Below are 14,071 nucleotides of genomic sequence, written 5' to 3'. Positions count from 1 at the left end.
AGGGAAGAGCGCCCCGCTCTTCCCCGTTTTTTTACAGGGTGTAGGCGATCCCCACCTGCACCGTGCGCGGCTCACCCGGATACGCATACACGTTGCCGAACGCGCCTTCTTCATAGTCGCGGTTGAACAGGTTCTTCACGTCCAGGTTCAGGCGGATCTTGTCGTTGACCTTGTAGTAGCTGAGCAGGTCGACCACGGTGTAGGCATCCATCGAGAACGCAGTGTTGGAGGTCTGCCCCGCGCGCTCATCCACGTATTTGCCGCCCGCCCCCAGGCCCAGGCCCTTGAGTGCGCCGTCCTGGAATTCGTAGACGTTGAGCAGGCTGAAGCTGTTGCGCGGAATGTTCAGCAAGCGGGTGCCGGTGTGCAGGGTGTTGTCCTTGGTGACTTCGGCGTCCACGTAGGCATAGCCGCCAATCACGCGCCATTGCGGGGTGATGTTGCCGGCAACGTTGAGGTCGAAACCTCGGCTGCGCACCTGGCCGGCGGCGACACTGAAGGTTGAGTCCAGCGGGTCGGTGGTGAGCACGTTTTTCTTCTCGATCTGGTAGATCGCCGCGTCGACACTCAGTTGGCGATCCAGCGCTTCCCACTTGATGCCCATCTCGTAGGACTTGCCTTTCTCCGGCTCAAAACCACCCCCCTGACGGCTGGCACCGGTGTTGGGCTTGAACGAACGGGCTGCGTCCGCGTACACCGCGACGGTGTCGGTGAGGTCGTAGATCACGCCCATGCGCGGGGTAACCGCGTTATCGCTGGCTTCCCAGCTTTTACCGCCTGGCACGTAGGTGTGGTAGTCATGTTCGAAGCGCTCGAAGCGGGCACCGGCCAGCACTTTGAGGCGCTCGGTCAGGGCGACCTGGTCCTGGACGAAGGCGGCGTAGGTCTTGAGGTTTTCCTTGTCGTGGGTCGGCGTGCGCGTGAGTGCCGGGCGCGGCTGGCCGTAGACCGGGTTGAAGATGTCGATGGGGTAGGCACCCACCGCGCCACTGGAACGCTGGATGATCGACTTGTAGTCGTAGTCTTCGAACTCGACGCCGGTCAGCAGCGTGTGGTCGAAACCGCCGATGGAGAAATGCCCGGTGAGGTTGAGTTGGGTGTCCTTGTCGGTCCACTCCAGCTTGCGGTAGTTGAAGTTGCGGCCCAGGGTGCGACCGTCAGCGGCCAGGCCGTTGGCTTCGATGGCATTGCCTTGCAGGGTGCCGTCGAGCCACTGAAAACCGCCGCCCAGGGTCCAGTTTTCGTTGAGCAGGTGCTCGAAACGCAGTTGCGCCATGCTGTTGTCGTTGTGCAGTTTGCCGGCGTCTTTTTCACCCCAGAAGGTGTCGCGCGAAGGCGTGCCTTTTTGATTGGGGTAACGCGTCAAGCCACGGTCCAGCGGGTGATTGTTGCGCATGAAGTCACCTTCAAAGATCACCTTGGTGTCATCGGTGGCCTGCCAGGTGATCACCGGGGTCACGCCGTAGCGCTCGGTTTCCACGTGATCACGGAAGGTGTCGCCGCCCTCGCCCACCACGTTCAAGCGATAGGCCAGGCGGCCGTCTTCATCCAGCGGGCCGGACGCGTCGAGGGTGGCGCGCTGCATGCCCTGGTCATCCAGTTGGCTACCGAGGGTCACCGTCGGCTCGGCCAGCGGTTGCTTGGAGACCACGTTGAAGGTGCCGCCGGGATCGCCACGGCCGTAGAGCATGGTCGCCGGGCCGCGCAGCACTTCCAGGCGTTCGATGGTGTTGGCGTCGGGCATGTTCGGGTAGCCGCGATTGATCGGGAAACCATTGCGGTAGAACTCGCCGGTGGTAAAGCCGCGCACGGTGAAGGTGGTGAGCCCCTGCCCGCCGAAGTTGTTGGCCCGGCCGACGCCACCGGCGTAGTCCAGCGCGTCCTGCAAGCGGGTGGCGCCAATGTCCTCGACCACCGCCTTGGACACCACGCTGATGGACTGCGGGGTTTCGTGGATCGAGGTATCAGTGCGCGTCGCACTTGCCGAGCGGGTGGCATGGTAGCCCTGCACCGGACCCTGGGCGGTTTCGTAGTCGGCCGCGCCGGTAATGCTGGTGGTTTGCAGCTCGATCGCAGCTTTTTCAAGCGGTTCGACCTCCGCCCAGCTCAACGGGGAAAACGCCTGAAGCACACACACGGAAAGCAGGGTACGACGCATGAAGGATAAACCTAGTGAAAGAGCCAGATGGGGCGGCATATCTGCCAATTATTCTGCGCGGCATGATATGTCAAATCATTACCGTTTGGCATTTATTCTCATTAACGACTTATCGAGTAACCGCTTCGTAGCAACGCACGGCAAAACCCGCGCAAAAAAAAGCCACTCTCACGAGTGGCTTCTGTCACGCCCTTACCGCCTCAGCGATAACGTTCCAACCAATGCGCATACGGTGCAGGCAAGGTCCACGACGACTTCTCGACGCCCAGCTCCTTGGCCGCAAAGTACGCCCAATGCGGATCAGCCAGGTGCGCACGCCCCACCGAAACCAAGTCCAAATGCCCCGCTTGCAAGGCGCCTTCCGCCAGTTGCGGCGTGCCAAAGCCCCAGGCCGATGTCACCGGAATGCCGGCTTCACGACGCACGCGCTCAGCAATCGGGCCCATGAACGCCGGGCCCCATGGAATGTTGGTGTCGGGAATGGTGAAGCCGACACTGACACTCAGCAGGTCCAGGCCACCGGCCTTGAAACGACGGGCCAGTTCGATGGATTCGGTGAGGGTCTGCTCGTCGCGGCCGTCGTATTCGATCACACCGAAACGTGCGGTGAGCGGCAGGTTTTCCGGCCACACTTCGCGCACGGCGGCCAGGGTTTCCAGGAGGAAACGGCTGCGGTTGTCGAAGCTGCCGCCATAGGCGTCGGTGCGTTGGTTGGAGTGCTCGGAGAAGAAGCTCTGGCCCAGGTAGCCGTGGGCGAAGTGCAGCTCGATCCACTCGAAACCGGCGTCGCGGGCACGGCGGGCGGCGTCGACGAAGTCCTGGCGCACACGGGCAATGTCGTCCAGGGTCATGGCGCGCGGCACTTGCGGCAGGTTGGCGCCGAAAGCGATGGCCGATGGTGCAATAGTTTCCCAGCGGCGCTCATCGGACGCGGCCATATGATCGTCACCTTCCCACGGACGGTTGGCGCTGGCCTTGCGACCGGCATGGCCGATCTGGATGCCCGGCACCGAACCGGCGGCCTTGATGGCCTTGACCATCGGCACGAAAGCCTCGGCGTGGGCATCGCTCCAGAGCCCGGCGCAGCCTGGGGTGATACGCCCTTCCGGCGAGACGGCGGTAGCTTCGACCACTACCAGGGCCAGCCCCGCCACGGGCCATGCTGGCCAGGTGCACAAGGTGCCAATCGTTGACGATGCCATCATCGGCCATGTACTGGCACATCGGCGGAATGGCAATGCGATTGCGCAGGGTGACGTCTTTGAGTGTGAACGGTTCGAACAATGCGGACATGTTGACTCCAGCCAGTGGTTGGTTGATTCGATAGTTCGATGGTAATCGAACTATGGTGTTCAACGATAGCCCCCTGTTATGATTCGTTTCATGCGAGCCTTCAAACACCCTCCCCTTCAAGACCTGACCCTCGAACGCGTGCTGTACGCCCTGAGCGATCCGGTGCGCCTGGAAATCGTGCGCTGCCTGGCCGGCGTGCCTGAAGCCACCTGCGGCGAGTTGGACGGCGGGCGGCCCAAGTCGAGCATGTCCCATCACTTTCGCGTGTTGCGCGATGCCGGGTTGGTGCAGACCCGCAGCGTGGGGACCACGCACATGAATTCATTGCGCGGCGATTTGCTTGAGGAACGCTTTCCCGGTTTGCTCGGGTGCATCCTCGCCCAGCACTGAACCAAAATCAGGCCAGCGGATCGTCTTCGCCCTGTTCGACGCCTCGGTCCGGCGCACTGCCAAACTTCATTGCGCCAATACGCCCTTGCAGTTGGTCGACAAATTGCTGCGCCTCCAGACGCGTGTTGAACATCATGCTCAATTCACCCAGCCGCAGCAGGCAACCTTCGGGTGAGCCCACGTCTTCCAATTCGATCTTCATACGTCCTCGTTTATTCAACTGCCGCGGGCAAACGCGGTCGCACAGGGTTGCCATCCAGATGCACGCAATCCTTGCCGTTGCGCTTGGATGCATAGAGATTGCGATCGGCACACTTGAGTACCGCAGACAGCTCAGCGCCCGCCGTAAAGCACGTCATGCCCGCACTGCAGGTGTAGTCATGGGGCGGCGCGACACTGCAGCGAATGGCATGCAGCAGGCGTAGCGCATAATCGGTCGCCGTGTGGGGATCATCACAGACCAGTAATACGCCGAACTCCTCGCCGCCGATCCTGCCGAAACTGTGGCTGCCAGGAGTGGATTTCAGGCACGCGGCCATCGCGCAGAGAATCCTGTCACCGACGTCATGCCCGAATTGGTCATTCTTCAACTTGAAACTGTCGATATCCAACATCATGAAATAGCCGGTATGACCGGCTGCAATCAGTTTGGCGAAACTTTCCATAAAGGCGCGCCGGTTCAATAGGGACGTCAGGTGGTCAGTGTGTGCCAGTTCGCGGAACTCACTTTCAACCAGCAGCACGGAGCGCAAGTTCTTCAAGTAAGAGAAATTCAGGATGAAGCCAATAGACACTGATGACAGACAAAATATGAACAGGTAAACCTCGACGCCAGCGTACACACCGATCTGGATATTTGGCCACATCACGCACCAGACCAACGCTGCACACATCAGAAAATCCCGGGGCGTGATAAAAAGTACTGCGCTGCTGAGCACCAACGTCAACGCCAGCGGCAAGGCAAATACTTGCAGTTCGAGATTGGCGTGCAACACGTAAGCGAATCCAACAGCCAGCAACACCATGTAGGCAACGCCAAGCAGCCGCCACACGTAGTAGTGGGTCACCGCGCGGTGAAGCCGGCAGACCACCAGCAGACACAGCGTGACAATCAGTTTGTGCACATCAAACTTCATCGATGGATCGACCAGCAATACGCCCAACCAGGCGATAATCCCGATGATTTCAGCCTGCAAGATCGCCGGTGACAATAGCCTTTGCATCCGTGGCCGAAGCTTCAAGTTCGCCGGCATTCGTTCATTCCCTGTACATGAGTCGCCTACTGACCGTCGCTATGACCCAATTGGAGACTGTGCAGGCTGATCGCAAATGAATAGGCCATGAAGCGTCTGACCAACATCACAAACGGCGGTAGCACCTCCAGTTGCGTCTTGGAATGAATTTTGAAATATCCCCTGTCCACCCCTTCCCGAACCAAGCGAATAACGTGCGTCTTGGAGACCGATAATTGTTCGGCAAGTGAAAGATAAGAGGAAGACCGGAAACTGGCACCGGTGTTGTCCAACGCACACGCGTCGTTATAGATAGCCAACATCAACAAGTGACCGGCATCACGATTGACCAACCAATAACAATCCGGCAACAACTGATCAATGGTCGAATTACATTCAAGGATCGTCGCAAAGCCTTTGAAATAAACGGCCAGAAAAGCACGGTCATCTACCCCACCCAAATGCCGAATCATTGTATTTTCCGGATAGAGCGTGCCCAGCGGGTCCACGACCGAAGTGAGCATCGCCCTGACTTCCTGGCACGCCTGGGACGACGGGCTGAAAACGCGGAAACGGCTATCTTCCAGGTGTCCCGTCACTTTCATGAACCCCAAGGCCCTGAACAACAGGAAGATCGATTCCAGGCCGTTCCTCGAGCAAAATCCGCGCGCCAGACACAATGCTTTCACTTCGGAAAGTAACGGCAACGGCCGAGAAAAATAGGCACTCAATAACGCAAAAGACACCATCAAACGATTGAACTTAAACGCCGTCTTGTAAAAAAACGGCCTTTTTGAATAAGGCTCCAGCAGCAGTGTGTAATGCGTGCGGATGCACGCCTCAAATTCCACATGGCATTCGGCTACACGTGCCGAATGCTCCAGCGCCAACTTCAACGAACGACCACACATGAGAAAGAGCCCTGATCAAACAACCTGAATTCATTGATATCAATTGCACTCTTTATGCAACCAGGTCTCACAACAACTCACGTCAGAATAAAAGCCACTAATGGCGTTTTGCCTCGAAGCGCAATCTATCGTGATTACAGTACGGGACCCCATCGCTACCAAAATTGTTCCAATGGCCCGTAGCAACTGGGTGAGCAGCAAAACTCTTGTGACATTTACTTACATATCGCCCGCACACTTGAAAGCCAAGCGGTGTAAGCCAAATCCAGCCAAGCCGACTTAAACGTTTCAGTCTTCGGGGCGAACCTTACCCACCCGCCGGCGTCCGAGCTAAGGCACTGTTGCTTACCGCTCGCCGCGAGGTCTTCGTTTGAAAGCTGCCATCCTCAAAAAGTACCGCCTGATCATCAAGACCATGGGTTACGTGGGCTGGGCGCTGTTCTGGCTGTTGCTGTGGGACGTCGCCGTCACCGTGGACTTCATGCTGTTTCTCACCGCCAAGATCAATTTGCCGCTGATGCCCCTGACCCTGCTGGGTTCGGCGCTGGTGGTGCTGATCAGTTTCCGTAACAGCAGCGCCTACAATCGGTGGTGGGAAGCCCGCACGCTGTGGGGCGCGATGGTCAATAACTCGCGCAGCTTTGCGCGCCAGGTCTTGACCTTGCTGGACGACCCCGACGGCGAAGTGAACCCGGTCAAGGCCACCCTGTTGCGCCGTCATGTAGCGTACGTGAACTGCCTGGCCGCCCATCTCAAGGGCCAGCCATGCCCTGAAGAAGTCCGCGCGTTCATTCCCAGCGAAGAGTTCGCGCGTAATGGCGCGACCAACAACTTCGCCAACGACATCCTCACCGGCTCTGCCGCGCTGCTCGCCAAAGAATATAAAGCCGGTCATCTGGACAGCATCCGCCTGGCGCGACTGGAGTCGACCCTGGTGGACTTGTCCAACGCCCAGGGCGGCATGGAACGGATTGCCAATACCCCGCTGCCCTACCCCTACGTGTATTTCCCGCGCTTGTTTATCTCGTTGTTCTGCCTGATCGTACCGGTGGGCCTGGTGGAATCCCTGGGTTGGTTCACCCCGCTGGCCTCGACGGTGGTGGGTTTCATGCTGCTGGCCATCGAGCGCATCGGCACCGACCTGCAAAGCCCGTTCAACTCCAGCGAACACCAGATCCAGATGGAAACCATCTGCGAAACCATCGAGAAAAACCTGCAGTCGATGCAGCGTGATGCGCTGGGTGGCGAGCGCATCGGTTAAACCCTCCTCTGGCCCTCAAGTGCGTGCTCCCGCAGTCGATACACAGGGAGTACGCATGGGCCACACCCCTCTCAAAACAACACATGCGACGCTCGACGCTACTGTTTTCTCCTTGCCAAAAATTATAAATACCCGCGGGTGAAGTCATGAATATCAAGCAAAAGCTGACCTGGGCGTTTGCCGCCATCGCGTGCGTCCCGGTTATTTTGGTCGCGGTACTGGTTGTGCTGAATCTGCGTGAGGGGGCCCAGGCCAATTTCCTCGACAGCAGCGGCCGTGAGATCCGCCAGATCGACAATGGCATGAAGCAGTTCTTCGACGGCATCAGCCAGAACGTCGACTATGTGGCCAAGGACCCGCGCGTTGTCGCGGCCAAGGACCTCAAGAGCTACGCCGGCGCCGACGCCGCACAAATCCCCCTCACCCCCACCAATAAAGAACTGCTGGAGATTTTCGACCAGTTCGCGAAGAGCCATCCGAGCACCGCCTACCTGTCCCTGGGCTTGAAAGACGGCGGCTACGCCAGTTGGCCCGACGACACCAAACTCAACAACTACGACCCGCGCGTACGCCCCTGGTATCAGGCGGCCATCGCCGCACCGGGCAAAACAGTGCGCACTGGCGCCTATTATTGGGCGCCGGACGATGTGACGCTGATCGGCACCGTACACACCGTCGCCGATGCCAGCGGCAATATCCTTGGCGTGGTCGGCCTGGACGTGTCGCTCAAGCAGCTCACCGAACTGGTGCGCAACATCAAGCTCGGCGACAGCGGCTACTTGATGCTGGTGGAAGGCAACGGCAACGTGCTGGTGGACCCCAGCGATGCCAAGCACAACTTCAAGCCCCTGGCTGACCTGGGCCCGAACTACGCCGAACTGGCCAAGCGTGGCGACGGCGTGACCCAGATCGAGATCGATGGCGTGGCCTACATGGCCAATATGGTCAGTTCCAAAGACCTGGGCTGGCGTTTTATCGGCCTGATCAAGCGCGACGAAGTCATGGCCGGCGCCACCCGCCTGACCTGGTTGATCGCGGCCATCGCTGCGGTATTGGCGTTGGTGTTCGCGGTGGTCGGCGCCAGCTTTGCCAGCGTGATCGTGCGGCCGATTCGCGGCGTGGCCGACGGCCTGCAAGAGATCGCCGAAGGTGAAGGCGACCTGACCCGTCAGCTCAAGGTGCAAGGCAAGGACGAAACCGCCAGCCTGGCCGGCTGGTTCAACCAGTTCCTGAGCATGATCGCCCAGTTGGTGCAGCGAATCGGCAACGCCTCGTCGGACCTGCAGACCGCCGCCGCCGACACCAGCCAAGTCGCCAACAACATGAACCAGGCCGCCGGCCGCCAGCGCGAAGCCGTGGAACTGGTGAGCACGGCGTTCAACGAAATGGTCGCCACCGCCAACGAAGTCGCGCGCTCCTGCAGCGCCGCCGCCACCAGTGCCGACGAAGGCTACCGCGATGTGCACGACGGCCAGCACCACATCGGTGAAGCCACCGGCAGCGTGCTCAAGCTCAGCGAAGACCTGCAGAAGTCGACCCAGACCATGCAGTTGCTGGAGCAGGACAGCAAGAACATCAACACCATCCTCGACACCATCCGTTCGATTGCCGAGCAGACCAACCTGCTGGCGCTCAACGCAGCGATTGAAGCTGCCCGTGCTGGGGATCAAGGCCGAGGTTTCGCGGTGGTCGCCGACGAGGTCCGCGCCCTCGCCCGTCGCACCGCCGACTCCACTGGCGAGATCGACAGCCTGCTCGGCAACCTCGCCCGCCGCACCCAAGAAGTGACGCAACAGATGCAAGGCAGCCTGCTGGTGTCCCACACCAGCGTGGAACGTATCCAGCAGGCCCGCGACAGCTTCGACAAGATCCGCGGTTCAGTGGACTCGATCCGCGATCAAAACACCCAGATCGCCACCGCCGCCGAGGAACAGCACCAGGTGGCAGAAGAGATCAACCGACACATCGCGCAGATCCATGCCGACGCGCAGCTGGTCGAAGGCTTCGCCCACTCGGCGCAGACCGGGTCAGCTCGGTTGACGGATATTTCGGGTCAGCTCAAGGGGTTGGTGGGTCGGTTCAAGTTCTAATAGAGGCGGTTTTTTTCCTGTGGTGAGCGGGCTTGCCCCGCGCTGGGTGGCGAAGCCGCCCCACTCGGGCCACTGAGTTAATCCAGGCATATCTCGGTGTCCCGGTTTGGGGCTGCTTCGCAGCCCGGCGCGGGGCAAGCCCGCTCACCACAACAAGCCCGGTCTCCACAACAAGCCCGATTTCCAAAGGTTTCTCATCAATTGTTGGATCGCACCCTGAGCGACATTCCACCACATCCCATCATCGCAGCACCTGTAATAGTCTATTGCAGGACTCTAATGTACTAACCAGTTACTTATCTTGCTAAAATCGCGTCTTTGCCCTCTCACATTCGAGTCCTGTCGACATGAAACGAGCATCGCGCGCCGCTGGCGCCTCTAGATTATTACTGCTGGGCCTGGGCGTGATCATCGCCCTGCTCGGCCTCGCGCTGGCCATTGGCGGCGTCAAATTGGTCAGCCTGGGAGGTTCCTGGTACTTCCTGATCGGCGGCGCAGTCATGACGATTGCCGGCCTGTTGATCGCTGGCCGCAAGCCAGCCGGTGCCTGGTTATTCGCCGCCTTCTTGATCGGCACGGCCATTTGGGCAGTGGCGGATGTGGGCCTGGTGTTCTGGCCGCTGTTCTCCCGCGTGTTCATGTTCGCAGCCATCGGCATGGTGGTGGCGCTGGTGTACCCGCTGCTCGTCAACCGGCCTGCACGTGGCGCCTATGCGGTGGCTGGCGTACTGGCGTTGGGCGTGGCAGTCGCGACGGGCAACATGTTCGTCGCCCACCCGAGCGTGGCGCCGACCGGTGCCGGCCCAGGTATCACCCCGGTGGCTGCGGCCGACGCGCAGAAAGACTGGGCGCATTACGGCAACACCGAAGGCGGCAGCCGCTTCGCCGCGCTGGACCAGATCAACCGTGACACGGTCAATAAGCTCAAAGTGGCCTGGACCTATCACACCGGCGACGTGGCCATCAGCGACGGCAACGGTGCCGAAGACCAGCTGACGCCCCTGCAGATCGGCAACAAGGTGTTCATCTGCACACCCCATAACAACCTGATCGCCTTGGACGCCGACACCGGCAAAGAGCTGTGGAAGAACGAGGTCAACGCCAAATCGGCGGTGTGGCAGCGTTGCCGTGGCATGGCGTATTTCGACGCCACCGCGCCGATTGCCCAGCCGACCCAGCCGAACAGTTCACCGATCATTGCCGCCAGTGTGCCGGCCGGCGCACAGTGCCAGCGCCGCCTGCTGACCAACACCATCGATGCGCGCCTGATCGCCGTAGATGCCGACACCGGCAAATTCTGCGAAGACTTCGGCACCCACGGCCAGGTGGATTTGAAAGCCGGCCTGGGTAACGTGCCGGACAGCTACTACCAACTGTCTTCCGCACCCCTGATCGCCGGCACCACCGTGGTAGTCGGCGGCCGCGTGGCCGACAACGTGCAGACCGACATGCCCGGCGGCGTGATCCGTGGCTTCGACGTGATCAGCGGCCAGATGCGCTGGGCCTTCGACCCCGGCAACCCGGAAGACAAAACAGCCCCGGCTGACGGCAGCACTTACGTGCGCAGTACGCCGAACAGCTGGGCGCCGATGTCCTACGACCCGCTGATGAACACGGTCTTCCTGCCGATGGGCAGCTCGTCCACCGACATCTACGGCGTGGAACGCACCCAGCTCAACCACAAGTACGGCGCCTCAGTGCTGGCGCTGGACGCCTCCACCGGCGCGGAGAAGTGGGTGTACCAGACCGTCCACAATGACCTGTGGGACTTCGACTTGCCGATGCAGCCAAGCCTGATCGACTTCACGCCACCGGGCAGCGACAAAGCCGTACCTGCGGTCGTGATCGGCACCAAGGCCGGGCAGATCTACGTGCTCGACCGCGCCACCGGCAAACCGCTGACCGACGTTAAAGAAGTCCCGGTCAAGGCCGCCAACATCCCCAACGAACCCTACTCCCCGACCCAGCCGAAATCAGTGGGCATGCCGCAGATCGGCGCGCAAACCCTGACCGAATCGGACATGTGGGGCGCCACTCCCTACGATCAGCTGCTGTGCCGTATCGACTTCAAGGGCATGCGCTACGACGGCCTGTACACCGCGCCGGGCACTGATAAATCCCTGAGCTTCCCGGGCTCGCTGGGCGGCATGAACTGGGGCAGTATTTCCACCGACCCGGTACACGGCTTTATCTTCGTCAATGACATGCGCCTGGGCCTGTGGATCCAGATGGTGCCGTCGCAGAACAAGGCCCAGGCCGCGTCCGGTGGCGAAGCGCTCAACACCGGCATGGGCGCCGTGCCGCTCAAGGGCACGCCGTATGCCGTGAACAAGAACCGATTCCTGTCGGTGGCCGGTATTCCGTGCCAGGCGCCGCCGTTCGGCACCTTGACCGCGATCGACATGAAGACGCAAAAGGTCGCCTGGCAAGTGCCGGTCGGCACCGTGGAAGACACCGGCCCGCTGGGCATTCGCATGCACCTGCCGATCAAGATCGGCCTGCCAACCCTCGGCGGCACCCTGTCGACCCAGGGCGGCCTGATCTTTATCGCCGGCACCCAGGATTTCTACCTGCGCGCCTTCAACAGCGGTAACGGTGATGAAGTCTGGAAAGCCCGCCTGCCCGTGGGCAGCCAAGGTGGCCCGATGACTTACGTGTCGCCGAAAACCGGTAAGCAATACATCGTGATCACCGCCGGTGGCGCACGCCAGTCCACCGACCGTGGCGACTACGTGATCGCCTACGCCCTGCCATAACCCCTGTTCGCGCGGCGCCTCCCCCGGCGCCGCGCCTTCTGCCTGGAAAAACCCGCATGACCCCCACTTCTCATATTCCCCTTGGGCGCCTGTTGCTGGGCCTCGCCCTGGGTGCCGCCCTGCCCGTGCAAGCCGATGACACCACCCTGACCGGTGACTGGGGCGGCCTGCGCCGCGAACTCGACGCGCAAGGCATCCGCTTTACCGGCGACTACAGCGGTGAAACCGCCTACAACGCCCACGGTGGCCAGCACCGCTCGGCGCGCTACTCGCAGAACCTCAAGCTGGGCGTGCAGTTCGACCTGGGCAAGCTCTACGGTTTCAATAATGGCGACCGCATCCAAGTCACTATTAACGACCGTCGCGGCAACAGCGCTTCCGAAGATTTGGTGGGCAACCGCCTGCCGATCCAGGAAAACTACGGTGGCCTCTACACGCGCCTGACCGAATTGAGCTACGAGCGCACGCTGTTCACGCCAGCCCTCAACGTCAAGCTCGGCTACATGGCCATGGGCAATGACCTCGGCGGCCTGGACAGCGGTATTCTGTGCAACTTCATGAACGCCGGTTTCTGCGGGCACCCGCTGAACATGTCCGGCGGCAGCGGCTGGACCAACTACCCGAATGCGCGCCTGGGTGCGCGGGTGAAATACGACTTTGCGCCCAACTGGCAACTGCGCGTCGCCGCGTTCAACGTGGACCCGGAGAGCAACGGCAACTCCAGCCGCGCCTGGAAACTGGGACCCAAACACACCACCGGCACCGTGGTGCCGATCGAGCTGGTGTACAAACACGCGGGCAACCTGCCGGGTGAATACAAGCTGGGCTATTACTACGACAGCTCCGACGTGAAACGCATCGGCAGCAGCAAGGAAGTCAGCGGTCGCGGCGGCCACTACCTGCTGATCGACCAGGCCGTTTGGGCTTCCGACTCCTCCGCCGGCCGCGTGCTGCACGCCTTCGGTCAATACTCTGCCGCCAGTGAAGCGGCTTCGCCGTTCAGCAAGTGGTATGGCGCGGGCGTGGTGCTGTACAAGCCGTTCGAAGGCCGGCCGCGTGACACCCTGGCCCTGGGTTACGGTCGCGCCGTGCCCAACCCGCGCAGCCGCGAGGTGCAGGAGCTGGCAGCCTTCAACGCCGGCAACGAATACCCCAACCTGAGCAATGCCGAACAGCTGATCGAACTCAGCTACGGCTGCCAGGCCACGCCCTGGCTGACCCTGCGCCCGGATGTGCAATACATCATCGAGCCGGGTGCGTTTTCCGGTGACAACATCGACAACGCCTTGGTGCTGGGCCTGCAGGTCAAGGCGGTGTTCTGAAACGGCTCAGTCGTCTGACGGCAACGCCCTGTTCGCCTGTTCGAGCGCAGTGATGCGCTCGACTTTTTTGCCGGAGCGCTCCGCTTCGAACTCCGATTCCAGAAACACTTTGACGATGCTCTTGGCCAGCTCGGGCCCGATCACCCGCGCACCAATGGACAGGATCTGCGCATCGTTGCTCTTGCGCGCACGCTCGGCCGAATACGTGTCGTGAGCCTGTGCAGCCCGCACGCCTTTGATCTTATTGGCAGAGATCGCCATGCCAATGCCCGTGCCGCAAATCAACACGCCCAGGCGCTGCTCACCCGCGCCCACCGCCATGGCCACCGCCGCCGCGATATCGGGATACAGCACCGGGCTGGACGAATGACAGCCAAAATCCTCGACCCCATAGCCCAGGCCTTCGATAAAGCGCTTGAGCAATTCCTTGAGCTCGAAGCCCGCCTCGTCGCATCCGATGGCCACCGAAAACGTCGTTTGTGCACCCATTACTGTTTCTCCATCAGACCGATCAAATGATCACTCACTGAAATTATGCACAATCATTAGCGGGCGATGAGCAGGTCGCTGTCAAGGCTTATTTAAAGACCCAAACACTAAATAACGCCAAAACCTCGGCGAGAGCCGTGGGCAAAGGATTGACAAAACCGCCTCAAGC

The 14,071-nt window shown here is 60.7% G+C and carries 9 protein-coding genes and 3 pseudogenes; 6 read left to right on the top strand and 6 right to left on the bottom strand.

Annotated features, from left to right (window positions below; genetic code table 11):
* Window positions 1–31: 31 nt before the first annotated feature.
* Both AYR47_RS18525 and AYR47_RS18520 read right to left on the bottom strand, forming a co-directional pair.
* Window positions 32–2,158 (bottom strand): TonB-dependent siderophore receptor, encoded by a 2,127-nt coding sequence (locus tag AYR47_RS18525; protein ID WP_061436243.1) that lies wholly within the window; start codon window positions 2,156–2,158, stop codon window positions 32–34.
* A gap of 200 nt (window positions 2,159–2,358) precedes the next feature.
* Window positions 2,359–3,451: pseudogene (locus tag AYR47_RS18520) on the bottom strand (NADH:flavin oxidoreductase/NADH oxidase).
* 78 nt (window positions 3,452–3,529) lie between these two features.
* On the opposite strand from AYR47_RS18520, the gene AYR47_RS18515 reads away from it, so the two are divergent.
* Window positions 3,530–3,841 (top strand): ArsR/SmtB family transcription factor, encoded by a 312-nt coding sequence (locus tag AYR47_RS18515; RefSeq protein ID WP_061436242.1) that lies wholly within the window; start codon window positions 3,530–3,532, stop codon window positions 3,839–3,841.
* Between the two features lie 7 nt (window positions 3,842–3,848).
* Here the strand turns inward: AYR47_RS18515 and AYR47_RS18510 are convergent, their stop codons facing one another.
* The 3 genes from AYR47_RS18510 to AYR47_RS18500 are packed head-to-tail and all read right to left on the bottom strand — an operon-like array spanning window position 3,849 to window position 5,984.
* Window positions 3,849–4,043 (bottom strand): hypothetical protein, encoded by a 195-nt coding sequence (locus AYR47_RS18510; RefSeq protein WP_061436240.1) that lies wholly within the window; start codon window positions 4,041–4,043, stop codon window positions 3,849–3,851.
* A 10-nt stretch (window positions 4,044–4,053) separates the two neighbouring features.
* Window positions 4,054–5,094 (bottom strand): GGDEF domain-containing protein, encoded by a 1,041-nt coding sequence (locus AYR47_RS18505; protein ID WP_033903139.1) that lies wholly within the window; start codon window positions 5,092–5,094, stop codon window positions 4,054–4,056.
* A gap of 26 nt (window positions 5,095–5,120) precedes the next feature.
* The gene (locus AYR47_RS18500) at window positions 5,121–5,984 is read right to left on the bottom strand and encodes a hypothetical protein (protein WP_061436239.1); all 864 of its coding nucleotides are present in this window, start codon (window positions 5,982–5,984) and stop codon (window positions 5,121–5,123) included.
* A gap of 370 nt (window positions 5,985–6,354) precedes the next feature.
* Between AYR47_RS18500 and AYR47_RS18495 the strand changes: the two genes are divergently transcribed.
* The 5 genes and pseudogenes from AYR47_RS18495 (at window position 6,355) to AYR47_RS18480 (ending at window position 13,413) form a co-directional block, all read left to right on the top strand.
* The gene (locus AYR47_RS18495; protein ID WP_016978827.1) at window positions 6,355–7,245 is read left to right on the top strand and encodes a bestrophin family protein; all 891 of its coding nucleotides are present in this window, start codon (window positions 6,355–6,357) and stop codon (window positions 7,243–7,245) included.
* 146 nt (window positions 7,246–7,391) lie between these two features.
* Window positions 7,392–8,423, top strand: a pseudogene (locus tag AYR47_RS33440) (cache domain-containing protein); the annotation flags it as partial.
* Between the two features lie 375 nt (window positions 8,424–8,798).
* Window positions 8,799–9,335: pseudogene (locus AYR47_RS33435) on the top strand (methyl-accepting chemotaxis protein); the annotation flags it as partial.
* A gap of 347 nt (window positions 9,336–9,682) precedes the next feature.
* Window positions 9,683–12,091 (top strand): glucose/quinate/shikimate family membrane-bound PQQ-dependent dehydrogenase, encoded by a 2,409-nt coding sequence (locus tag AYR47_RS18485; RefSeq protein ID WP_061436235.1) that lies wholly within the window; start codon window positions 9,683–9,685, stop codon window positions 12,089–12,091.
* Window positions 12,092–12,147: 56 nt separating this feature from the next.
* Window positions 12,148–13,413, top strand: coding sequence for a carbohydrate porin (locus AYR47_RS18480; RefSeq protein WP_061436233.1), 1,266 nt, complete (start codon window positions 12,148–12,150; stop codon window positions 13,411–13,413).
* Between the two features lie 6 nt (window positions 13,414–13,419).
* Here AYR47_RS18480 and rpiB read toward each other — a convergent pair whose 3' ends face one another.
* Window positions 13,420–13,902, bottom strand: coding sequence for a ribose 5-phosphate isomerase B (gene rpiB, locus AYR47_RS18475; RefSeq protein ID WP_038844192.1), 483 nt, complete (start codon window positions 13,900–13,902; stop codon window positions 13,420–13,422).
* Window positions 13,903–14,071: the final 169 nt, after the last annotated feature.

It is taken from the genome of Pseudomonas azotoformans (genome assembly GCF_001579805.1).
GTDB classification, from domain to species: domain Bacteria; phylum Pseudomonadota; class Gammaproteobacteria; order Pseudomonadales; family Pseudomonadaceae; genus Aquipseudomonas; species Aquipseudomonas azotoformans_A.
Note: the sequence above shows the minus strand (reverse complement) of the source record. Positions and strands in the feature narration are given on the sequence as shown.

Excerpts from the sequence above, each read along its gene's own strand:
- AYR47_RS18525 (WP_061436243.1), bottom strand. The coding sequence starts at position 2,158 with ATGCGTCGTACCCTGCTTTCCGTGTGTGTGCTTCAGGCGTTTTCCCCG.
- AYR47_RS18515 (WP_061436242.1), top strand. The coding sequence starts at position 3,530 with ATGATTCGTTTCATGCGAGCCTTCAAACACCCTCCCCTTCAAGACCTG.
- AYR47_RS18510 (WP_061436240.1), bottom strand. The coding sequence starts at position 4,043 with ATGAAGATCGAATTGGAAGACGTGGGCTCACCCGAAGGTTGCCTGCTG.
- AYR47_RS18505 (WP_033903139.1), bottom strand. The coding sequence starts at position 5,094 with ATGCCGGCGAACTTGAAGCTTCGGCCACGGATGCAAAGGCTATTGTCA.
- AYR47_RS18500 (WP_061436239.1), bottom strand. The coding sequence starts at position 5,984 with ATGTGTGGTCGTTCGTTGAAGTTGGCGCTGGAGCATTCGGCACGTGTA.
- AYR47_RS18485 (WP_061436235.1), top strand. The coding sequence starts at position 9,683 with ATGAAACGAGCATCGCGCGCCGCTGGCGCCTCTAGATTATTACTGCTG.
- AYR47_RS18480 (WP_061436233.1), top strand. The coding sequence starts at position 12,148 with ATGACCCCCACTTCTCATATTCCCCTTGGGCGCCTGTTGCTGGGCCTC.
- rpiB (WP_038844192.1), bottom strand. The coding sequence starts at position 13,902 with ATGGGTGCACAAACGACGTTTTCGGTGGCCATCGGATGCGACGAGGCG.